Raw genomic sequence first — 23167 nt, 5'->3', positions numbered from 1 at the left:
TTTGGTATTATTCAATTCTGTCGCTATGCTTTCTATGATAGAATAAAAAGCAAGAAATGAGGTCAAATTATGAAAAGAGAACGAATCTATTTAGTTTTTATCTTTTTACTTTTAATTCCCTATCTTTGTAGTTTAACAATCGTTGGTATTTGCTATAATGCGCTAGTACGCCATTCAAGCAATGTATGGCGTACCCTAGTAGGAGCCTTCGTAGGAGCTTTAATTATGTTTGCTATTAAAGCAACTATTCAAAGACCGCTAGATTTACTCTCGGAACAAATCCCTTACAGTTTTTTTAAACAATTACTTCGTTTTTTTAGTATCAGACGACGTAAACTATTTCTAGTAGGAAATTTTATATTAGATTTTATTCTATGCACAGTTGCAACAATTTTAGTAAGACAATTTTTATCACTAAAAATTATTGTCGGCACAGCCGTTGGTTGGACATTACTAGTAATGCTCATTTCCACATGCATTGGTGCCTACCTAGAATACGACAATCTTTCAATTGACCCACAACAACACTAATTAATTTTTACTGGCTCTAATGTAATAAATTTGAGTCAGTTTTTTTGTAGATAAATTCAAATCAGATAAAATATATGGTGTTTCACTATCACCCATATTTTCATAAATAGTTACATTTTCTTTGGTCAATTTATCTAAAAATGTTGGTACAGTGATATTGACCGGTTGACTAAAGTAAATCAGTCCCATATTATCAGTTTCAACCTCTGCAACCTCAGCTTCTGGTAGTTGATATCGATTTAAACCAGTAGGAGCAGCTACATTAGCATCAGTTAGAACACCATAAACAAACATGAAAGTACCTTCACCAAAAACAATTAAGCCTGCACGATCATTAGTATAACCATTTTTTTCAATAAACTTTTTAAACTTTGGGTCATTTTCCGTTGCTTGTACCGAAGCAGCAAATGTTCTTCTTTCATCAATTTGACTAGGCATAAAAATCTTACCGATCACGTTCTTTGCTGAAATAATTTCTTTCTTCATTTTCTCTTCCTTTAAAATAACCATATTTTTCATCTGGACGAAGTTGATTGTACCGTTCATACCATATTTTGGCAAAATTATCGGCAAAAGGTCCAGTTTTATTATCAATCCACTTTAATAATTCTAAACTAGAATAGCGTAAAATCGTATCTATTTTTTCACCATACTGCCAATACTTTTTATGCATCGCATATTCATCCACATCTAGCAGCCTTTTTTCACCATCAGGAAAAACTTTAATATCTAAATCATAATCAATATACTTCAAAGCTTCTCTATCTAAAACAAAAGGACTCGCTAAATTACTATAATATGCAATTCCATCTGGTCGCATCATTACAATGACATTAAACCAATATTTAGTATGAAAATAAACAATCGCTGGTTCACGACTATACCACTTACGTCCATCACTTTCAGTGATTAAAGTACGATCATTAACACCAATCAAAATATTTTGCTCAGTTTTAACAACCATTGTGTCGCGCCATGTGCGGTGTAGCGTGCCATTATGTTTATAACTTTTAATAGCAATATAGTCGCCTTCCTTTGGTGCTATCAAATAATCACCTTCTCACAAAAACATCACTATTATTATAACAGCTTATTAATAATCATTAAGTTCTTCTAAATCACACACGTCACCATTTAAGAAAGAATTAACTTCATCACTAGAGAAGCCATGTTGTAAAAGATAGCGTCGCACTTTTTGTCTTCTCGAAAAATCATCCTGATTCCGATACCGACGATAAGCTTTAATACCTTGCGTTCTTAAAGCTTCAAGTTGTTCATCTTCATCTTCAGACAAGTTCAGATTTTCAATTATCATATCTGCAATTTCACCCATAAAACCATGGCTCATTAATTTTGTCTTTGCCTTACGTTTAATTTCCTTTAAAGAAAGTTTACCAGACTGATATACAAGCGAATGGACCACTCGTAAGCCAGGATCTTGCCACTCCTCTATTTCAACCTCAGCTAAGCTTTGCATAATAATTTGAGAGTCAACACCTTTTTGAGCAAGTTTTCTCTCTAAAGTTCTAGGACCATCCTTGCCAACTCGAATATTATTTTTAATAAAAAGTTCAACAAATTTTTTATCATCCAAGTACCCTAAATCAGTAAGTTGAGTAATTGCATTTTGAGCAGCTATCTCACTAACTTCATGCTTTTTTAAGTACCGTAAAACTTCATAAATACTACGAGGTTGATAACTCAAATAATTTATTGCTATCTCAACAGCCTTAGCATCTGATTCAAAGTTCTTTATTTCTCTAATCTGTTCTGTAGTTAATTCATTACCGGGCAATAAACGAAAATTTGCTAAAGTTCTTTCACTAACCCCAAACGCAAACTCTCCATCTAAGTAAATATTATAGTACCCTTTTCTTTTTTGGGTTGTAACCTTAGTAATTACTGACAATTGTATCCCTCTTTTCTTTATAATAATAAATACGTAATTAATTTGCTTGTGCTAAAAATAAATAGCGCTTATGATAATTGTGACACTTTTTTTAGGTTTAATCGAAATGAGGACTTAATTTTGACAAAATTTACAAAAAATAAAACTGAAAAAGACATCATTGTTACTATTAAACGTTTAGGCATCAATGGTGAAGGCATTGGCTATTACAAAAAGAAAATTATTTTTATTCCTGGTGCTTTACCTGATGAAGTTGTAGTAGCTAAAATTACTAAACGCTTCCCACACTATCTTGAAGGAGAATTAGTAAGAATTAAAGAAAAATCTCCCGACCGAGTTACTTTTCCAAAAGGTGTTGACCCTCGCGTAGGTGGATTAGAACTCGCTCACTTATCTTATCCTAAACAACTTGAATTTAAAAAACATTTGATACTAGAATCCTTGCGTAAATTTCATCCACGTAACTACCAAAAAATTAAAGTTAAAAATACTCTCCCAGCCCCAGAAGAATGGCACTACCGCAATAAGGCACAATACCAAATTGAATTTTTGAAGGGCAAAAGTAAGCTTGGTTTATACGCACCAAATTCACGTGATTTGATAGATTTACCAGAAATGCCTACCCAATCTAAAGCTACGCAAAAAACTGAGCGGGATATTAAAAAGTTAATTTCTAAATTTAGAGTTCCTGTTGCAAACTATCGTAGAAAATCTGATGGTATTAAAACAATTGTAGTAAGAGAATCCTTTTCTACTAAGGAAATTCAAGTAACTTTAATTACAATTGGTAAAAAAATAAAAAATCTAATTCCTTTAGCTAAAGAAATTATGAAACTTCCTAATGTAGTTAGCGTTTTTCAAAATGAAACTCAATGGAATAATCCACAAGTTTGGGGTAATAAAACAACTAAGCTATTTGGTAAAAACGAAATTACTGAAGAAATCTTAGGCAAAAAATTTAAGCTTTCTCCTCGCGCTTTCTTCCAATTAAATCCTAAACAAACCACAAACCTTTATAGCGAAGCATTAAAATATCTTGATTTAACTCCAGATCAGGTCCTAATTGATGCTTATAGTGGTGTTGGAACTTTAGGTATTTTAGCAAGTGACCGTGCTCATCAAGTTATCGGAATCGAGAGCATCCCTGAAGCAGTAACTGATGCACAACATAATACGGAATTAAATCATATTAAGAATGCAGAATATATTCAGGGTAATGTCGAAAAAGTACTACCTGACCTTAAAAAACAAGGTGTACCAATTGATGCTGTTATTGTTGATCCTCCAAGAACCGGTTTAAACAAGAAACTAATTAAGACACTTCTTGAAGTTAAACCAGAAACTTTTGTTTATATCTCATGTAATCCTTCAACCCTAGCAAAAGATCTGATTTTACTTAGTGAAGCATATGACGTTCGGGTAATTAAACCAGTAGATATGATGCCTCAAACTCCACGTTGGGAAGGTATCGCAAAGCTTGTTTTAAGAAAAGATAAATAGTTTTAAAAGCAACTCAATTGAGTTGCTTTTTTTATAAATAAAAACAGACTGACTAGAACAGTCAGTCTGCGCGGGTGGTTAAGGTAATTTAACTATCTAGCGCTGTAAGCAAAGAGAAGCTCAAAAACAGCTTACAGCATAATCAACATCACTTATCATTGTGAATTGAATAACGACTATTGATTTACTAAAAGAATCTGTCTTTAAAATACTACGATCTGGAGATAAAAATTAATTATATATTACCTCATCCACACTTCTTATTATATCAGTATTTGAAAACGATTTCAAAATTATTGCACTTCTCTATATTGTCGAATATCATTTTTAACACCTGCAAAGTACCAAGTGCCAGTTTTTTCATCACTAGAAAATTCTACACCATCTTCTGGATCTTCCAATGCTTCAGTAAAAATTTTTTCATATTCATTAATTGAGAGTTTTTGTCGGTTATTAATTAAAGCTTCATCATTGATTTTATCTAATTGCTTCTCATAACCATCAACAACATTGCCTGAGTAAAATTCAGCCATTGCGCCCGAACCATAAGAAAATAATCCTACAAGATCACCAGCTTGAAGATTACCATTTTCAAGTAAACTTAATAAACTTAAGTATAAAGATCCAGTATAAATATTTCCTACCAAACTACTCCATTTTTTTGCAGCTTCAAACTTATTCATTAAGCGCTGACTAGTTTCTTCATTTTGATTTTCAACAGCAATACGATTAGCCTTAAGTGCCATCTTAGTGAAAGGCATATGATAAGTAATTGCTGTAAAGTCTTGATTATCAAGGCCCTTTTGCTTTTTATAATCTTCAAAAGTCTTGGTAAAGAAATCTAAATATACTTGCGTAGAATATTTACCATCCACTTTAGCTAACTTAGAATTATTAGGTCGCCAAAAATCATTAATATCTTCACTGTAGTCACTATGACCATCATTTAATTCTAAAATACTTGGGTTACTCTTAACAAGCAAACTAATACTCCCCGCACCCTGAGTAACTTCTCCAGCAGTATTAATACCGTACCGTGCAATATCACTACCAATTACAATTGCGGTTTTATCTGGATGAGCGCGAACAAAATCACGTGCCATCATTAAACCAGCAGTCAAACCAAAGCAAGCTTCTTTTACTTCAAATGCACGCATACTAGGAGGTAGTTTTAATGCATTTTTTACAAAAAGTGATGCTGACTTAGATTGATCAACACTACTTTCAGTACCAAAAATTAATAAACCAACTTTATCTTTATCAATTTCATCCAAATAACGCAAAGTTGCATTAATTCCCATGGATACTGCATCTTGAGTCTTATCAGCTACACTCATTGTAGTTTGACCGATACCGATTAAGAACTTATTAGGATCCTGATTTCTTGCATGAGCTAAGTCAACCATATCTACATACTTATTTGGCGTAAAAAATCCTATCTTATCAATTCCGATACTCATTATATTCCTCTTCTTTTCTTAATTTTAATAATAGCTCTTGGGCACTGCTTTGAGAAAATTCCTTGCTAGTAATCATTTCAGTCAAAACTTTTTCTCGCTCGATATCCGTAGCGTTTAAAGTTGCAACAATATTTCTAGCCTGTAACTTCATGTGGCCAGCTTGAATACCCTTAGTAGAAATTGCCAGTAAAGCTGCGAAATTATTAGCTAGTCCAATTGCAGTTATAATATTAGCTAATTCGGTACTATTAACATTTTTTAAAATTGAAAAGCTTTGTTGGATATCTTCCCTTACAGAAATTGATCCACCAACAGTACCAATAGCTAAAGGTAAAGTTAATTTACCAAGTAAATAACTTCCCTCCACTTTCCAAGAACTTAAACTACGATACTGTCCTGATTGGCTAGCTAAAACAGCTGTAGCTGCTTCAACACCACGGTAATCATTTCCTGTAGCAATCAGTACACTGTCTACCCCATTCATAATACCTTTATTATTCGTAGCAGCTCTATAAGGATCATCATAACCAATCTTTGCCAGTAAAGCGATTTTTTTAGCCACTTCAAGGCCACCAATCGTATCAACAGATAATTTAACTTTAGCTGTTGTTAATTGGCTAGGATAGTTAGACAGAATTGCAAATAATTTTTCTTCTACACCTGCTAACTTAGTCATTTTTTGACTTAAAAACTCTAAGATACTATTAGTCTTATTAGCTCCCATTGCTTCCGCCGGATCAACTAGAACTTTTAAATATACTAAATTTTCTTTTTGACTAGCTTCAATACTTCTCACACCACCACCATGATGGACTAAACTAGCAAATTCATTATTAGCTAAAGCAATATATTCAGAAAAATTGTCATTTAATTCATTAAGTGAAAAACTATTATTTACCCTTAAAACAATCTGACCATAGATGCCATCTCGCTGACTATCAGCCACTACACCACTATTTTGAGCAAAAATACTAGCTCCATGATTAGCAGCCGCCACTACTGATGGTTCTTCAACAGACATTGGGACCCAATAACTTTTTCCATTAACAATTAAATTTTCAACTACTCCTAGAGGTAAACTAACCTGACCAACTACATTTTCACTAAGATTATTTAATTTAGCCAATTCTTTTTCATTAATATCTGCTAAATTAATATTTTCTTCAGCTAAGACTTCTCGACGTTGTTGCGGAGTTAATTTATAAAACTTCATTAGAAATTCCGCTCAATTTCATAAGCAATTGCCTGTCCACCACCAATACATAATGATACAATTGCCCGTTTACCATTAATTTTTTCTAAACTATTGATTGCACCCATTACTAAACGTGAACCAGTTGCTCCTAGCGGATGTCCTAGACTAATTGCACCACCAGCGATATTCAATTTAGACTGAGGGATATTTAAATCACGTGCTACTGCATAAGCCTGAGCTGCAAAAGCTTCATTAATTTCCACTAAGTCATAATCATCAATAGTTGTATTACGCTTTTCCAAAAGCTTCTTAATTGCAAAGTAAGGTGCATAACCCATGTAAGCTGGATCAAACCCTACTTCACTAAAATCTCCTAAACGAGCAAGTGGTTGTAAATTTAACTCTTCTACTTTTTCTTCCGTAGCAATCAAAAGCATACTTGCTCCATCATTTAATGGGGAAGAATTACCTGCAGTAACAAGTCCGTCTTCTTTAAAAACAGGTTTTAAGTTACTTAGAGCTTCAACACTAGTATCAGGACGAATGGACTCATCTGTAGATAAAGTTTGGCCAGCAATTGTAACTGGAATAATTTCTTTTTCAAACCAGTTATTTTTTACTGCCGCATAAGCTTTTTCATGAGACTTGTAGGCAAATTCATCCATTTCTTTGCGTGTTACTTTATACTTAGTAGCAACATTTTCAGCAGTTAATCCCATTGGCTTTTGTGAATATGCATCCCCAATTCCATCAATTTGTAAACTATCACGGAAATGTTGATTATCACTATGCTTTTCACTTTTATCTAAAAGTAATGGTGCATTGGTCATACTTTCTGTACCACCAACTACAGCAAGCCCTAAGTCATTCATTTCCATTTGTCCCTGCGCAAACCGTAATGCCTTTAAACTAGAACCACATACATCATCAACTACACTAGCAACAATCTTTTCAGGTAAGCCAGCTCCTAAGGCAATTTGGCGTGCAATATTTTGACCCAAGCCTGCACTCAAAACATTTCCAATTAAGACTCCATCGATTTGGTCTGGGGACACCTTACTTTCAGCCAGCAATCCCTTTAATGCTATAACACCCAAGTCGACTGCAGACTTGTCCTTGAAAAATCCACGATATTTACCAAATGGAGTTCTTTTAGCTCCAACAACATAAATATTTTTCATTTTTTACTTCCTTAAACTTAGTCTTTAATAAAATAATACCTGAAACACAAACAGAAAACACTTTTTCAACTCTATATTAAAAAAAAAAGCAAAAAATGCCAGCTCACGCTGACATTTTCTAAACATATTTATTCAAAAATTGGCCAATTTTCTTTTGATATTCTTTAGGATTAGTTTGAAATGACTTAGCATGTTTAGCCCCCTTAACAATCCAAAGCTCTTTCGGCCCTTTAGTAGCCTTATAGTTTTCATAAACCATTGAAGTTGGCACAAATGTGTCTTCCGAGCCATGAATAAACATCATTGGTCGCTTATTTTTAGCTAATTGCTTAACTGAACTTGCATCTCCTAAGAAATATCCTGCACGCACACGTGTAATACCACTTAAAATTTCTACTAATGGAAATCTTGGAAATGCTGGCATATTGTATAAATCTTGTGCTTCGTGTTCAATCTCTGCTTTAGCATTTGTATAACCACAATCTTCAACAAATGCCTTTACTTGACTTGGTAGTTTAAGCCCACTAGTCATCATTGTGGTTGCTCCACCCATGCTAACGCCAAAAATCACAATTTTACTATCTTTCCCATTATGTTGAATAACCTTTTGGACCCATTTTCTAACGTCAACTTTTTCACGCCACCCATAACCAACATAATTTCCTTGACTATCACCATGACCGCGCGCATCTGGCAGTAAAGTATTATAACCTAATTGATGAAACATGGCTGCATATGGTCCCATAGTATCTTTATTATTCATATAACCATGTAAGATGATGACAGTCTTTTTCGAATGACCAGCTGGTATATAATTTGCATCAAGTTTCAAATTATCATCAGCAGATGTCATAGTCCATTTTTGTTTTTTAACGTTTTGATACCATTTAGTTTGTGCATAGAGTGGATCAGTTTTTGTTAAATTCTTTTTCTGGCTAAGAAAACTCTTTTGTCCTGGAACAATTGCTACATTGTAAAAGTACATGCCTGCCCCAACAAAAATTGCCCCTACAACTGCTATAATAGATATAATTATTATCCAAGCTTTTTTATGTTTTTTGAACATTATTATCCTTCTTTTTATAAAGTATAATAACTATATTAATTCTATTTTTTATAGTATTCAACATTATTTTTATAGATATGCAATTAAATTTATTCTTACAATTAACTAAAGATTTAAATCCCAATTATTCTCTTTATTATCGCCCATCCAAAAAAGGAAAATCTTATCCAATTACCAAAGCTACCATTTCTGGTCAAGAATGTATCTTTGAAACTAAAAATAGCTATGCAAAAACATTAGCTGATATTCAAAAAATTCTTCACCATATTCATCAAACTAACATTAATTTGTTAATTGATTACAAAAAAGAAAAAAGTACTATCTATGGTATTCAAATCGATTTAAGCAAAAATATAATTTACTTGCTATGAAGCAGAAAAAAAGAGAGACAAATGTCTCTCTTTTTTGAGCTAAAACTCAATTATTTATTTTGTTTTTTGTTTTTAATATCTTCTTGAGATAATTGTTGCCCTAAATTAATGATATATTGACGCAATTCATCCTTTGTTTCTGGGTGGGTAAGACCATATTCAATTGATGTTTCAAGATAACCTTCCTTGTTACCTACATCATGACGTGCACCCTTAAATTCATGAGCAAAAACTCGTTGAGTTTTGTTCATAGTATCAATTGCATCAGTTAATTGAATTTCGCCACCACGACCAGGTTTTTGACTTGCTAAAATATCAAAAATTTCTGGAGTAAGTAAGTAACGACCAATAATAGCTAAGTCACTAGGAGCATCTTCAACTGCTGGTTTTTCAACAAATGATTCAACATTAATTAAACCTGGTTCAATTTCACCAGCTGGCTTAATTACACCATACTTAGAAACTTCTTCATGTGGCACTTGCATAACCGCAATAGTTGATGCATGAGTCTTATCATAGCGATTAATTAATTGTTTTGTCAATGGAGTTTTGTCAACCATTAAGTCATCACCAAGCATAACAACAAATGGTTCATTACCAACAAAACTACGGGCACGAGAAATTGCATCTCCCAAACCTGCTGGATGGGGTTGACGAGTATAGTATAAGTTAACACCCAAGTCTGTAATTGATTGAGTTAACTTTAATAACTTATTCTTATGCTTTTCTTCCAAGTCTTGTTCCAATTCAGGATTAGCATCAAAATGATCTTCAATCGAACGTTTATTTTTACCAGTAACAATTAAAATATCTTCGATACCAGACTTTTTAGCCTCTTCAACTATAAATTGAATAGTTGGCTTATCAACAATAGGTAACATTTCTTTAGGCATGGCCTTAGTAGCAGGTAAAAATCTTGTACCTAAACCTGCAGCAGGAATAACTGCTTTTCTTACTTTCATTATCTTTATCTCTTTCCTCAAAAAATAAAATCTTCCCTTAACTTTTATATTATCAAAAAGAACACCTTAAGTCATTCTTAATATATTATTTATTTCTTTGCCTTTGACGTAATGCCGATAATACCGATGCCTTAGTATAATGGGCTGTTCCATATTTAATTGTGTTTAGGCTAGAATTAATACAAATACCAATTAAAAAAATAAGTGAACTAATATTCATCCAGAGCATAAATACAATAAAAGTTCCAACGATACCATAGTTTTGCCACTTTGTACCAAAGGATTTTAAATATAAACCAAAGAAATAAGATAATGCACTCCAACCTATTGTAGTCCAAATTGCCCCTGGAAAAACAACTCGCTTAACACCACTAATATTTGGCAAAAAATAATTTAAATATATATTAACAATTAGCATCATTGTAATAATTAATGGCCATTTATAACTCTCAATTTTATAGATCCAATCTAAATGTAATTGAAAAATTGGCGCTAAAAATTCTACTATTTGACGTCCAAAAGTTAAAACTAAAGTTAACAGGGTCCACAAAAAAATCATTAAAGCCGTGATCGCTAATGTAAGTATCCGACTTACAATTGCATTCCACCAAGGTTCATGCTTTTCTTGTAAATGAACACCATAAATTTTATTCATTGCAATTCTAACAGAGTTGATCAAGCCAGAAAAAGACCAAATCGCTACAATAATACCAAACGACAAAATGCCACCTGAATGTTTACTCAACAAACTACTGATCATTGGCATTAAAAATTGTGATACCTGACTAGGTAAAATTAAACTTAAATAATCAGCAATTGGTCCAGTATCAATTTGGAATAAAGGCAAAATATTTCCAACAATAATAATGATTGGAAATATACTAAATAGCACATAATAAGCAATAATAATTGAGTGCTGGGTAATTTCTCCACTTGAGACTGCTTTTGAAAAACCTTTTATAAAAGGATTTATCTGAGCTCTCATCTCAGAGAATACATGCTTCATAATAATTAATTATTCTTCATCAAAGTGAGGGATGTATTTTTCTAAGCCATCATAAGGTTCTTGTAAAGTAAAAATCTTAGGACCATCCTTAGTAATTGCAAATGTATGTTCAAATTGAGCCGCCTTAGAACCATCTGGAGTTGCGTAGTAAATCCAATCATCATTAGGATCAGAAACAGTATGCTGGGTAATTCTCCAATCCCCTCCAGCTTCAACCATTGGTTCAACAGTAATAGTCATCCCTTCGCGTAAACGTAAACCATGACCAGCCTTACCATAGTGAGGAACTTCTGGATCTTCATGGATAGTAGGCTGAATACCATGTCCTACTAATTCACGAACGTCACCAAAACCATTTTCATCTTCAACATAATTTTGAATAACACTACCGATATCTCCAATACGATTACCTACTACAGCTTGGTCAATCCCCATGTACATTGCTTTTTCAGTAACGTCTAATAGTTTTTGATCTTCTTCAGAAATTTTACCTACTGCATAAGTAGTACATGAATCAGTTTCATAACCATCTAAGTTGCAAGTTACGTCAACACTAACTAAATCGCCTTCTTGCAAAATTTTATTCTTTCTAGGAATGGCGTGAGCAATTTCATCGTTCACAGAAATACAAGTACCATACTTGTAACCTTCAAAACCTTGTTCAGATAAGCGCCCACCACGACTCTTAACAAACTTTTGAGCAAATTTTTCAATTTCCCAAGTAGAAATACCTGGCTTAATAACGTCACGTAAGCCTTCAAACATAGAAGCTAGTAAACGTCCTGACTTTTGCATACCTTCTAATTCACGCTTGGATTTGATTGTAATCAATTTAATAATTCTCCTTTATTTTTAGAATTAAAATTATCTTCTCTATTATAAAGCTTTTTTAAAAGATTTTCTTCTTCTGTTTACACAATCTTAGAATGCTTTAGTATAATAATAGAAAAAATAATGAATGAAAGAAGCAATTCAAATGAAAGCACAAATTGTTTTTGCTAGCATGACTGGCAATAACGAAGATATGGCTGACATCTTGGAAGAAAATCTTCAAGATGCCGGTTTTGATGTGGAATCAACTGATGTAAGTTTTGCAGATGCTAGTAACTACTTAGACAGTGACCTCTGCATTATGGTTACTTACACCTACGGTGAAGGGGTAATGACTGACGAATTAAAAGATTTTTATGACCAATTAATCGGACTAAATCTTACTGGTAAAAAGTTTGCAGTAATGGGATCAGGAGATAAAACTTATAAAGAACATTATTGTGAAAATGTTGATGATTTTGAAAAAGCATTCAAAAATTGCGGTGCAATCGAAGTTGCTGACCCAGTAAAAATTGAAAATGCAGTAGATGATGATGATATTGTATTAATTGATCAAGCAGCGACGCAAATGATTGAGGCATTCAATGACTAAAAAACATCAAAGAGACAATCAAAAAGTCACAAAAGCACAATTACGAAAGTTAGGTTCACGATTAGTAGCCAGACACAGAAGTTTTTATGCTTATACAATTTTTGGCTTTTTGGCTGCTTTGATTAATATCGTAACTTTTATGATTTTTCATAATTGGTGGAAGATACCTTTAATTTATGCAAATACGGTAGCCTTTATTATTTCTAATTTAGCCTCGTTCTTTTTTAACAAACATGGAGTTTTTATTGAAAATGTTGATAAAAAACATGGCACCCTCTATCAATTAGGACTATTCTTTGTTTATCGTATTATAAGTCTAATTCCAGATAACTTAATTATGTTAATTGGCCTTTCTTGGCTTCATTGGAATACATTATTTGTAAAAATACTAGATCAAATTCTTGTTGGTATTTTCAACTATCTTACTACTAAGTCGATTTTTTCAGATACGAGTAGTAAATTCGCAGAAAAATTAAAAAGTCATTTTGATAATAAAAAAAAATCCTAAGCTTCTTAGCCTAGGATTTTAATTTACCCAAATTTCTTTTGAACCGGATTTGGCAACTAAAACATTTTTACTTTTTGCATTCTTTGTATATGACGTTGCACTAGCTTCATCTTTAACTTGAATTTGTCCATCATTAGTCGTCAATTTATAACCAGTGAATTTAGTATTACGAACTTTAATGCTTCCTGTAGTTGACTTTAAATTCATTCCATTAACTGATTTACTATTGGAAATAATAATATCCCCACTATCTGTCGAAATAACCCCTCGCTTTAAATTCAAGTTATTAATTCTTACATCAGCACTTCCATTATTTATTGTTACCTTATTTAATTTAGCTTTTTTAGGAACAGTTATGATAATCATCGGCAAACGCATAAGACCGAGGGAATGCTGAGCTTTAACTTGGTTAACAGTTAACTTACTCTTACCTTGCTTAACTATAGGTATAGTAGTGTTCTTGCCCTGATAAGTTACCTTATAACTTTTACCCGTTTCAAGTACTATATCTATATTTTGACTAATAATTTTTAAGTTAGAAAACTTTTTGCTTGTTAAAACCTTAGTTACATGTTTTGATTCTTGCTTGGGAGTACTTTGAGTAGTTACTTTTGAACTTTTTTGAGTAGCATTTTTACTACATCCAGTAATTAAAGTAAAAATCACTAATATCCCTAAAAAAGAAAATATTTTGGGGACTATTTTTTTCATTCTTCTTCCGCCATTCTAGAAATCTTGAGGTTTATCCAAGTTTTCTTTATCAAAGTAATAAGCAATTGCATCCATAATTCTGTCACTAGCGTGACCATCACCATAAGGGTTCTTAGCATTAGCCATAGCATTATAAGCAGCTTGATCTTCAAGCAGACGTGTCATTTCTTCTCTAACTGTATCAACTTGAGTACCAACTAATTTTAAAGTACCAGCTTCTACACCTTCTGGTCTTTCAGTAGTATCTCGTAAAACAAGAACTGGTTTTCCAAGACTTGGTGCTTCTTCTTGGACACCACCTGAATCAGTCATAATGAAATAGCTCCGCTTGGCCAAATTATGAAAATCAACCACATCAAGTGGATCAATCAAGTGAATACGTGAATCGCCACCTAAGACACGCTTAGCAACTTCTTGCACTCTTGGTGACAAATGCACTGGGTAGATGATTTCAACATCATCATGATTATCCACTACTTGCTTCATTACCTTGAAGACGCGTTCCATTGGTTCGCCCTGGTTTTCACGACGGTGCATGGTTACCAAGATAACACGGTTACTTGGAGTAATTTTATCAAGTACATCATGGTGATAATCCTTTTGTACTGTTTGTTGCAAAGCATCAATTGCAGTATTACCAGTTACAAAAATATTGTCCGCAGGATGGTTTTCTTTAATTAAATTAGCCTTACTTAATTCAGTTGGAGCAAAATATAAATCTGCTAAATCATCCGTCATTTGGCGGTTCATTTCTTCAGGAAAAGGTGAATACTTCTCCCACGTCCGCAAACCCGCTTCTACATGTCCCAATGTTGTTTGTTGATAAAAAGTAGCTAATCCTGCTGCAAAGCTAGTTGTAGTATCACCGTGAACTAACACAATATCAGGCTTTTCTTTCTTAATAACTTTGGACAAATCAATCATAACTTTAGAGGTGATTTCTTCTAAAGTTTGATTTTTATGCATAATATCAAAGTCATAGTCGGGTTTAATTTTAAAAATTTTTAATACTTGGTCAAGCATTTCACGATGCTGTGCAGTAACCACAGTAATTTCTTCAAAACGATCATCATTTTTTAATTTTAAAACAAGTGGTGCCATCTTAATCGCTTCTGGTCGTGTACCAAAAACAGTCATTACCTTGATTTTGTCCATAGAAACCTCCATTTGTTAAATTAACTATAACCTAAAATAGTCAAATTATGAACTATAATCGGGAAGAAATTACCAAATTTTCACCAACTTGTAAGATTATAAAAAGACTGCTAGCGCTAAAGCACTAGCAGTCTTTAACTTAACTATGACCCCGGTGAGATTCGAACTCACCTCTACGGTTTAGGAGACCATTGTTCTATCCAGATGAACTACGGGGTCATGACCAGTTTTAACTTTACCATAAAACTAATCATTTACCTAATATTTTTTCTAATATTGTTTCATATAAAAACTACGTTGATTATTATCTTGCGCAATTTTATCCGCAGCGAAAACAAATGGCATCCAAATAAACAAAGCAATCACTATATTTACTAGAGTTAAGACAATTGCCCGCCAATCATAATTACATGCTAAAAATGAATTTAAAAACGGAGGCATTACCCCAGGAACAAAAATTTGCACAGGATTTACTAACCCCATTTTAGTTACCCAATATGCTAATGAAACATTAACCATAGGTGCTAAAACAAAGGGAATCAAATATACCGGATTAAAGACAACCGGTAATCCAAATAAAATTGGTTCATTAATATTAAATACAGCAGGCGCTAATGCCATTTTAGCAATAGTTCTTAAATCTGTCCTTTTTGAAAAAATTAAAATTGCAATAACTAAAGCTAAAGTACCACCTGCTCCACCAAACCAAGCAAATACACTAAATGAATCACGTACCCAAATATAAGGGACTGTACCCCCATTTCTGACAGCTGTTACATTTATATTTTCTGGAGTAAGCCAAAGAGAATCAATCACCGGAGTTAATACACCAATTCCATTTATACCAAAAAACCAAAAAATTTGAACTAAAAATGTAATCAGCAATACAACTCCAAACCCTTGTCCCATTCTTACTAATGGTGATTGAATACTAGTCAAAAGCCAATTACCAAAGTAAGTACCGGCCACTTCTTGAAAAAGACAATTAAGAGCAGCTACCGCAAAAACTGCAATCAATGATGGAATTAATGTACTAAAAGCTACCCACTCAGAATGTGGCATACTATTCGTCGAAAATTTTAAGGTTAATCTTGCCCGATATGCCAAAATAAAAATTACAGTTCCTAACAAGCCAAAGATAATTGCCGTAAATAATCCTGAAGTAGAAAATTGACTCGTATCTACTGCATTTTTAATATCAATGACATCCCCATCTATTTTTAGCTTAACCATGTCACTAATACTCATCGTAAAAGAAACAAGTGCAATGATTGAACCAGCAAAACGGTTTACTTCATAGGTTTTAGCTAAATGATAGCCCCAAGACATAGCAAAATAAATGGCAAATAAAGCAAAAGTACCATTCCAGACAATATTGTCCATCAATAGTAAAGGCTTCATTACATGATAAAAATTATTCCAGCCTAATTGGATTTTAGCAGCTTTAATTAAACTACTAAATAACATTGCCAAAGAACCAGCCATTGTTATTGGCAAAAGCGAGACAAATGTATCTCTTAGGGCTACTAGCCAACGAATTTGGCCTAATTTAGTAGCGACGGGTAGGACATACGTTTCTAACCATTTTACAAGTCGCGACATTACTTACCTTCTTTTCTTCTTTTATGAGGATGATAGCCTTTATTTTTCTTATTACGCCATCTCTTCTTTTTATGCTTAGTAATTGGCTTAGAGGTAGCTACTTCTTGTTTTTCTTCAGTTTTAGGCTTTGATTTATCAGGCTTTTCACTAGTTAAATGGTAACCAGCAAAGTACACACGACTTACTTTATAAGTACCGTCTAATAACTTTCGCAAATTTCTAAAGTCATGATCATCGCCCAAAGTTACAACTTGCCCTTCTTTATTCATTCGTCCTGTACGACCACTCCGATGCATGTATGTATTTACTTCACTAGGAATTTCAAAATTAATAACATAAGTCACATCAGGAATATCCAAGCCACGAGCTGCTAAATCTGTTGCAAATAAAAGCTTACTTCTACCTGCTTTAAATTGACTAAGAATCTTCTCTCTTTCTTGCTTATTAGTTTGACTACTCAACACAGAAAATGGAGTCTTGCTATGCGCAAAAATTCGTGCAAACTTCATTTCAGTTTCTGTAGAATCAAAAAATAAAATTCCTTTAAACTTATCTAATTTAGCAAGTCTTTGTAAAAATTGTATCTTATATTGATTAGAGACTTGTAGAAATTCATGTTTTACTACTGATTTTTGATCAGGACGAACATCGATCAATAAAAAATTACGATCAAATAATTTTTCTGAATCTTGCGTAATTGAAGATTCAGAAGCACCAAATAAAAGAATTTGAGCCTGTGGCTCAAGATTTTGGCCTAATGAAGAAAGCAAATCTATCTTAGCAAATTCTAAAATGTCATCAGCCTCGTCAATTACTAAAGAAGTAATTTTATCGAACTTAATTCTATTTTCTGATAAAAAGTCAAAAAAACGTCCAGGTGTACAAATTAAAACTTGGGGCTTTTCTTTTCTTAATCGTTCTAATTGACGTTTACGATTACCTGCACCTACTAATGCCATAGCCTGTAAACCCATTGCTTTTACATAAGGTAAAAGCGCATTACGGGTTTGAACAGCTAATTCAGTAGTCGGTTCTAAAATTACCGCTAAGCCATTAATTTCTGCTGTTCTAACAATTGTAGGCAATCCATACGCCAAAGTTTTACCTGTTCCCGTCTTTGCTAAACCAATAATACTAGCCCCAGAGACAACAGCATCATAGGTTTTTTCTTGAATTAAGGTTGGATGATTTTTCTGTTCTTTATCTAATACTTGTTGAACTTGTTTTGGATACATTTTTTCTCTCTTTCTTATTGGGTTAAACTAGAACCATATAATTGTTGATAACTTGACATACTTCCGATAAAGGCAAACATTGTCGTGCCTTTTTTTAGATAATCAATATTCTTAACTCGACCATTTTGGGTATAACACCAAAATGAATAATCCTTACGATTTTTCAAACTAGCACCTGTATACAAAAATTGTGTCTGAGGTAAAAATAACTTTTGCCAATGGTGGTTATCGGCAACTAAAACTTTTTTACCCGCTGCTTGTAAATATTGAGCAAAATTTGCCATAGATTGCCAATATTTTTTACTTTGACTTTCAACAGCTGGCACAATCATTACAGGAAGATTACCACTATTTTGTCCAACTTTTTTCATAAAATATCGATATTGTTGTAATGCTGTACTTTCATTACTATAAGTTACAATCGAGCCCCATGATAAACGAGTTCCTTGCAATTGATCGCGATAAAGCAAGAAATTATCATCAAAGTATGTTTTACCCTGTGTTGAACGTAAATAAACAAAAGAAATGCCATTTTTTTGTATCTTTTGTAAATCGATATCATTTTTAGTCTGATCTAACTCAATTCCTAAAACACTCATGTTAGATCCACGCGGCACAGTAGTACTCGTAGTTTTTTGTAAATTATAAAAGCTTAATAATAGAGCGGCAACTGCAATAACAAGTAAAATAATAATCGATGGTAATGTATATTTATGATGATACCTATGACGATAGCGATGCAAAATAAAATCCTCCTAATGGATATTTTAGCCTAAGAATATAATATCTTACCAGCTATACTTAATGTATTAATTGTATAATTAATCTTGTGACTAGTTAAGAAAGAAGAAGGTGAACTCATGAAAAGACAGATTAGTTTTACTCAAGCACTAGCAACAGTTATTGGAACAGTAATTGGTGGCGGAGTATTTTTTAAAATTGGTACAATTACTCAAAAAACTCAAAGTACTTCACTTACCATTTTTGTCTGGATTATAGCAGGAATAGTTTCGATTGCATCAGGACTAACCGTCTCAGAAATTGCAGCTGCTCTTCCAGTAACTGGAGGCAGTATCAAGTATATCGAATATACCTATGGAAAAACATGGGGATTCTTATTTGGCTGGGCCCAAATGTTAGTCTACTTTCCCGCTAACATTGGTGCTTTAAGTGTAATTTTTGGTCAACAATTTGTAGTACTATTTAATTGGCCAACTAAATATGCTACAGCAGTAGCATTATTTCTAGCTATATTTTTAATGGGATTAAATTTTATTTCCACTAAATTTTCAAGTAAGATGCAATCCTTTACTACAATCTTAAAGATAGTTCCGCTCGCTTTAATTGTTGTCTTTGGTCTATTCAATCAAGAAAAAATACATGTACAACTTTTACCACTTCAGTCAGGCGCAAATCAACCATTTTGGAGTGCTTTTAGTGGAGGTCTACTTGCAGCCTTATTTGCTTATGATGGTTGGATTAACGTAACTAATCTTGCAGGAGAAGTAAAACATCCAGACAAAGACTTATCTCGTGCTATTATTTTAGGATTATCACTAATTACTTTAATTTATGTATTAATTAACTATACCTTTATGTCAGTACTGCCTTTTAAAGAAATTGTTGGCAACCAAAATACTGCCTATCTTACTTCTTTGAAATTATTCGGTAATTTAGGAGGTAAATTAGTTACAATTGGTATCTTAATTTCAGTTTACGGAGCAATTAATGGTTTTATGCTCACAGGGATGCGAATTCCTTATACACTGGCTAAAGAAAAAATGCTACCTTTCTCTAATAAAATTGGTAAAGTTAACGTTAATACAGGAGTTCCTACTGTTAGTGCATTAATTATTTTAGTGGTGTCCCTAGTAATGATTCTATTAGGAACATTTGATTTATTAACTAATATGCTAGTATTTGTTATGTGGACTTTTACAACACTTATTTCAATTGCTGTTATTATTCTTCGATTGCGCGAACCTAAACTTCAGCGTCCATATATTGTTCCCTGGTATCCAATTGTACCTATAATTTCAATCGGTGGCGGTCTCTTTATTATTATTTCAACTATTATTAATGAATTTTGGTTATCAATGACGGGAATTGGGTTAACACTTATTGGATTACCAGTTTACTACTACATGAAATATAAACTAAAAACAGAGAATTAATTAAAAAGCCGGTTTCAGCTTGTCAATCAGTTGCCAAGTTTTCACCAGCTTGTAATATTATAAAAGAAAAGATAGGATTTCAAATTTGATTTCCTATCTTTTTAATTCAATTATTTATTAGAATTAGAATCAATAACTTCTTGCTTCAACACACCAATATAAGGAATATTACGATACTTATTTAAATAATCCAAGCCATAACCCACTACAAATTCATTTTCAACATTAGCACCATAATAATCAACTGTTACATCATCAACTCGACGAGCAGTCTTATTAAGTAAAGCACAGCATTTAACGCTCTTAGCACCACGTTTAGTCAATAAATCTTCCATAAATTTCAAAGTATGACCAGTATCAACAATATCCTCTACCAATAGGACATCACGTCCCTTGACATCAGCTTGAACATCAATGTCTAATCTTACTTTACCAGTAGATTCAAAGCCATCTCCATAACTAGAAACGTCCATGAAGTCATTTTGCATCACAACGTCCATTTCTCTCACAAGATCAGTCATAAAAAAGACAGCACCTTTTAAAACACCAATAACAATGGGGTTTTTACCAGCATAGTCTTCAGTTAATTGTTTACCCAAACGTTTACACATTGCTTGAATATCTTCTTGACTGTATAAAACATGGTCAATAATGTCTGTAATATTGTCACTTTTAGTCATATTTATTCCCCTGTATTCCTATAAAAAGCTTTAACCGATAGTAGAATTATAACATTTTGTTACACAAAAAAGCACCGCTTACGGGTGCTTTTTGCTACTTTTTATTATCTTCTGTAGTTTTTTCTTCTTTTTCATTCGGAATTTCAGAAACCAAGAACCAACGCATAAATCCCTGCTCAAGGTTTACTAGCTTGAATTTAAAACCTTCAAACTCTACTGATTGATCCTTTTCTAAATTTGGATAATGTTCCATCATATAGCCACCAATAGTGATAATATCACTATCTTCAAAACTCTTAATCTTTTTGTGGAAATACCGTTCAAAATCATAAAGAGTAGTTTTACCTGAAACATGAATTTGACCATGATCATCTTTAACGATATATTCATCTGAAACATCATCAATTTCATCTTTAATTGAACCAAAAAGTTCTTCATAAATATCTTTATCAGTTACTATCCCGCTAGTACCACCGTACTCATCTACAACCAATACAATCGGAGTATGTTTTTTAATCATTAATTTCAAAATATCTTGAATAAGCATTGACTCCGGAACAGTAATAATTGCCCTGATAATTCTTGTAATTGGTACATTGGGATTTTCTTGAGCTTGAGAAACAATATCATAAGCATAGACATAACCAACCACATCGTCTTTATTGTTATCTCGAACAACAGGAAATCTACTAAAACCATCTTGAATGTACTTTTTAAGTGCCGTCTTTACATCATCCTTATAATTAAGAACCTCTAATTGCGTTCTATCAGTCATGATGTCTTTAGCAACTTTATCGTTTAACTCAAAAGCACGTTCCATATAAAGCAGATCATCTTTATCCAATGATCCACCAGTTACGGCATTTCTTGATAACCGTAAAATTTCTGATTGAGAGTATACTTCATTTTCTTCATCAGCTGATTGCATCCCCATTAAATGAAGCAAGCCATTAGCACTATGGTTAAGCAACCAAACAAATGGGTATACAATCGTATGGAACGCTGTTAATGGATTTACAACAGCCATTAAACATTTTACTGGCATATCAATAGCCACATTTTTAGGAACAATTTCTGTAACAACAACCTCTAGATAAGTTAAAAGAATAACACCAACTGTTGCCCCTAAAAATCCGCTAGTTTTTTCACCTAAAAGATGTGTCATACCAAATAAATTAGTTAGCAATTGTTCAATAGTACCTTGACCAACCCAACCTAAAATAACACCAACTAAAGTTGTTCCTACTTGTGTGGTGGACAAGGATTCATTTAGGTTATGAATCATATGCAAGGCACGTTTTAACTTTTTAGGATTTCCTTGACCATTGGCCTCCATATCTTCAAGCTGGCTAGCCCTTGTTTGAACCAATGCAAACTCTGCAACTACAAAGAATATCGCAATTGCAAAAGTAATAACAATAATTATTAAATTAGTAGTTATATCTTTCGAAGACAATTGATTTCACCTTTTTATATATATAAAATAATCCACCTATATTTTAGCATTTCTTACGCAAAAAACAGGTTCTAACTCTAGATAAATCAAGAATTCACTTAATTTTTATAAAATTTGACTAATTTAATTATACTTTTCTTTTTTATTCATGACTAAAAAAGAGACTAACAAAACATTAATCTCTAATTATTTTCTTGCACTAATAATTTACCTATAACTTTAGCAATCCTTACCTTCATTAAAAAAAGGAGAGCAATATCTCTCCTTAAAAATTATTTAGTAATTGTTAAGATAGAATCTACTGGTAAACGTTTAGCACGATAACCATTAATAGAGGCCTTTTTATCGCGATAGCCTAAACCTATTCCCATCCCAATGGATTCTTCATCAGGAATTGGGACATACTTTCTAATAACATCTGGGAATTTAACAATTGCATGGGCTGGCATAGTATTAATTCCACGTGATTGTGCCGAAAGCATTAAAGTTTGAGAAAAAGAACCTAAGTCAAAGATTGACCATGCTGGAGACTTTTTAGGAATAGTCATAAATACCAGAGTTGGTGCATTAAAAAGATTTACTTGTGCTTCAGAAAACTGTTCTAATTCTCCACGTAAAAAATAATTCAATGTATCACTCATTGTAGCCATATTTTTACTTGGGAATGTATCCCACTCGACATTCATTATCTTTGAAAAATCTTCACGAGGTTGTTCGCCAGCTTCAATCATTTTTTTGAACTCTGCTCTAATCTTTTTAACAGCTTCACCCTGGACTACATATACGCGCCATGGTTGTGAATTTAAAAGTGATGGTGAGCGTTGGGCATCAGTAATTATTGCTCTAATTTCCTCTTCAGTGATTTCTTCATCAGTAAATCTTCTAGTAGCTCTTTCTTGATCAAGAGTATCCTTAAAATCCATATTATCGTCTCCACTCAATCCCTAATAATTAATTACATTTATCCAATTTTTAATAATATAACATCATTTTACCAGTTAATCTAACCTACATCAAAAAAAGACAAAGAATAATTTATTTT

General features: G+C 32.9%; 24 protein-coding genes and 1 tRNA gene. 6 read left to right on the top strand and 19 right to left on the bottom strand.

Translation table 11 applies throughout. The annotated features are described in order from the left end of the window. Positions 1-69 precede the first annotated feature (69 nt). Positions 70-531: a hypothetical protein gene (locus HDR40_RS07125; protein WP_290627841.1), complete on the top strand. Its 462-nt coding sequence runs from the start codon at positions 70-72 to the stop codon at positions 529-531. On the opposite strand, the gene HDR40_RS07120 is transcribed toward HDR40_RS07125, so the two are convergent. From HDR40_RS07120 to recX, 3 genes are read right to left on the bottom strand one after another with little or no spacing between them, the layout of a single operon-like run. Further along, the gene (locus HDR40_RS07120) at positions 532-1017 is read right to left on the bottom strand and encodes a hypothetical protein (protein ID WP_290627839.1); all 486 of its coding nucleotides are present in this window, start codon (positions 1015-1017) and stop codon (positions 532-534) included. It abuts the gene before it with no gap. Then, positions 977-1579, bottom strand: a complete 603-nt coding sequence (locus HDR40_RS07115; RefSeq protein ID WP_290627837.1) for a DUF402 domain-containing protein — start codon at positions 1577-1579, stop codon at positions 977-979. The genes HDR40_RS07120 and HDR40_RS07115 overlap by 41 nt, the downstream gene beginning before the upstream one ends. A gap of 45 nt (positions 1580-1624) precedes the next feature. Then, positions 1625-2440: a recombination regulator RecX gene (gene recX / locus HDR40_RS07110; protein ID WP_290627835.1), complete on the bottom strand. Its 816-nt coding sequence runs from the start codon at positions 2438-2440 to the stop codon at positions 1625-1627. A gap of 120 nt (positions 2441-2560) precedes the next feature. Between recX and rlmD the strand changes: the two genes are divergently transcribed. Continuing rightward, complete coding sequence (gene rlmD / locus HDR40_RS07105) at positions 2561-3940, top strand: 23S rRNA (uracil(1939)-C(5))-methyltransferase RlmD (protein WP_290627833.1); 1380 nt, start codon at positions 2561-2563, stop codon at positions 3938-3940. Positions 3941-4233: 293 nt separating this feature from the next. On the opposite strand, the gene HDR40_RS07100 is transcribed toward rlmD, so the two are convergent. The 4 genes from HDR40_RS07100 to HDR40_RS07085 all read right to left on the bottom strand — a co-directional run bounded on the left by HDR40_RS07100 (position 4234) and on the right by HDR40_RS07085 (position 8842). Next, complete coding sequence (locus tag HDR40_RS07100; RefSeq protein ID WP_290627831.1) at positions 4234-5400, bottom strand: hydroxymethylglutaryl-CoA synthase; 1167 nt, start codon at positions 5398-5400, stop codon at positions 4234-4236. Further along, positions 5384-6613, bottom strand: coding sequence for a hydroxymethylglutaryl-CoA reductase, degradative (locus tag HDR40_RS07095; RefSeq protein ID WP_290627829.1), 1230 nt, complete (start codon positions 6611-6613; stop codon positions 5384-5386). The genes HDR40_RS07100 and HDR40_RS07095 overlap by 17 nt, the downstream gene beginning before the upstream one ends. After that, the gene (locus HDR40_RS07090; RefSeq protein WP_290627827.1) at positions 6613-7776 is read right to left on the bottom strand and encodes a thiolase family protein; all 1164 of its coding nucleotides are present in this window, start codon (positions 7774-7776) and stop codon (positions 6613-6615) included. The genes HDR40_RS07095 and HDR40_RS07090 overlap by 1 nt, the downstream gene beginning before the upstream one ends. A gap of 118 nt (positions 7777-7894) precedes the next feature. Beyond that, positions 7895-8842, bottom strand: a complete 948-nt coding sequence (locus HDR40_RS07085; RefSeq protein WP_290627825.1) for an alpha/beta hydrolase — start codon at positions 8840-8842, stop codon at positions 7895-7897. Between the two features lie 77 nt (positions 8843-8919). Here HDR40_RS07085 and HDR40_RS07080 point away from each other — a divergent pair, with 77 nt between their 5' ends. Then, on the top strand, positions 8920-9213 hold the full coding sequence (locus HDR40_RS07080) for a hypothetical protein (protein ID WP_290627823.1): 294 nt from the start codon (positions 8920-8922) through the stop codon (positions 9211-9213). Positions 9214-9263: 50 nt separating this feature from the next. On the opposite strand, the gene galU is transcribed toward HDR40_RS07080, so the two are convergent. From galU to map, 3 genes are all read right to left on the bottom strand, one after another. After that, complete coding sequence (galU, locus tag HDR40_RS07075; RefSeq protein ID WP_290627821.1) at positions 9264-10175, bottom strand: UTP--glucose-1-phosphate uridylyltransferase GalU; 912 nt, start codon at positions 10173-10175, stop codon at positions 9264-9266. Between the two features lie 85 nt (positions 10176-10260). Next, positions 10261-11181 (bottom strand): YihY/virulence factor BrkB family protein, encoded by a 921-nt coding sequence (locus HDR40_RS07070; protein WP_290627819.1) that lies wholly within the window; start codon positions 11179-11181, stop codon positions 10261-10263. Between the two features lie 9 nt (positions 11182-11190). Further along, positions 11191-12012 carry a type I methionyl aminopeptidase gene (gene map, locus HDR40_RS07065; protein WP_290627817.1) on the bottom strand — a complete coding sequence of 274 codons (822 nt, stop codon included), beginning with the start codon at positions 12010-12012 and terminating at the stop codon, positions 11191-11193. A 145-nt stretch (positions 12013-12157) separates the two neighbouring features. Here map and HDR40_RS07060 point away from each other — a divergent pair, with 145 nt between their 5' ends. Together HDR40_RS07060 and HDR40_RS07055 are read left to right on the top strand one after the other, a co-directional pair. Then, complete coding sequence (locus HDR40_RS07060) at positions 12158-12604, top strand: flavodoxin (protein ID WP_290628049.1); 447 nt, start codon at positions 12158-12160, stop codon at positions 12602-12604. Continuing rightward, positions 12597-13112: a GtrA family protein gene (locus HDR40_RS07055; RefSeq protein ID WP_290627815.1), complete on the top strand. Its 516-nt coding sequence runs from the start codon at positions 12597-12599 to the stop codon at positions 13110-13112. The genes HDR40_RS07060 and HDR40_RS07055 overlap by 8 nt, the downstream gene beginning before the upstream one ends. Positions 13113-13130: 18 nt before the next feature. On the opposite strand, the gene HDR40_RS07050 is transcribed toward HDR40_RS07055, so the two are convergent. From HDR40_RS07050 to HDR40_RS07025, 6 genes are all read right to left on the bottom strand, one after another. Continuing rightward, entirely contained in the window at positions 13131-13823 is a 693-nt protein-coding gene (locus tag HDR40_RS07050) for a DUF4097 family beta strand repeat-containing protein (RefSeq protein ID WP_290627813.1), read from the bottom strand. Between the two features lie 15 nt (positions 13824-13838). Next, a complete protein-coding gene (wecB, locus tag HDR40_RS07045; RefSeq protein ID WP_290627811.1) occupies positions 13839-14978 on the bottom strand; it encodes a UDP-N-acetylglucosamine 2-epimerase (non-hydrolyzing) in 1140 nt (379 codons plus the stop codon). Between the two features lie 146 nt (positions 14979-15124). Continuing rightward, a tRNA-Arg gene (locus HDR40_RS07040) sits at positions 15125-15197 on the bottom strand. 51 nt (positions 15198-15248) lie between these two features. Next, complete coding sequence (locus tag HDR40_RS07035; protein ID WP_290627809.1) at positions 15249-16580, bottom strand: PTS transporter subunit EIIC; 1332 nt, start codon at positions 16578-16580, stop codon at positions 15249-15251. Continuing rightward, positions 16580-17815, bottom strand: coding sequence for a DEAD/DEAH box helicase (locus HDR40_RS07030; protein ID WP_290627808.1), 1236 nt, complete (start codon positions 17813-17815; stop codon positions 16580-16582). The genes HDR40_RS07035 and HDR40_RS07030 overlap by 1 nt, the downstream gene beginning before the upstream one ends. A 14-nt stretch (positions 17816-17829) precedes the next feature. Then, the gene (locus HDR40_RS07025) at positions 17830-18561 is read right to left on the bottom strand and encodes a GH25 family lysozyme (RefSeq protein WP_290628047.1); all 732 of its coding nucleotides are present in this window, start codon (positions 18559-18561) and stop codon (positions 17830-17832) included. Between the two features lie 114 nt (positions 18562-18675). On the opposite strand from HDR40_RS07025, the gene HDR40_RS07020 reads away from it, so the two are divergent. Next, entirely contained in the window at positions 18676-19989 is a 1314-nt protein-coding gene (locus HDR40_RS07020; RefSeq protein ID WP_290627807.1) for an amino acid permease, read from the top strand. Between the two features lie 110 nt (positions 19990-20099). Here the strand turns inward: HDR40_RS07020 and hpt are convergent, their stop codons facing one another. From hpt to HDR40_RS07005, 3 genes are all read right to left on the bottom strand, one after another. Continuing rightward, positions 20100-20669 carry a hypoxanthine phosphoribosyltransferase gene (hpt, locus tag HDR40_RS07015; RefSeq protein WP_290627805.1) on the bottom strand — a complete coding sequence of 190 codons (570 nt, stop codon included), beginning with the start codon at positions 20667-20669 and terminating at the stop codon, positions 20100-20102. Positions 20670-20763: 94 nt separating this feature from the next. Further along, positions 20764-22125, bottom strand: a complete 1362-nt coding sequence (locus tag HDR40_RS07010; RefSeq protein WP_290627803.1) for a hemolysin family protein — start codon at positions 22123-22125, stop codon at positions 20764-20766. A 272-nt stretch (positions 22126-22397) separates the two neighbouring features. Further along, a complete protein-coding gene (locus tag HDR40_RS07005) occupies positions 22398-23048 on the bottom strand; it encodes a nitroreductase (RefSeq protein ID WP_290627801.1) in 651 nt (216 codons plus the stop codon). Between the last annotated feature and the right edge of the window lie 119 nt (positions 23049-23167).

It is taken from the genome of Lactobacillus sp., from assembly GCF_014803895.1.
This window is presented reverse-complemented; position numbering and strand designations above follow the sequence as displayed.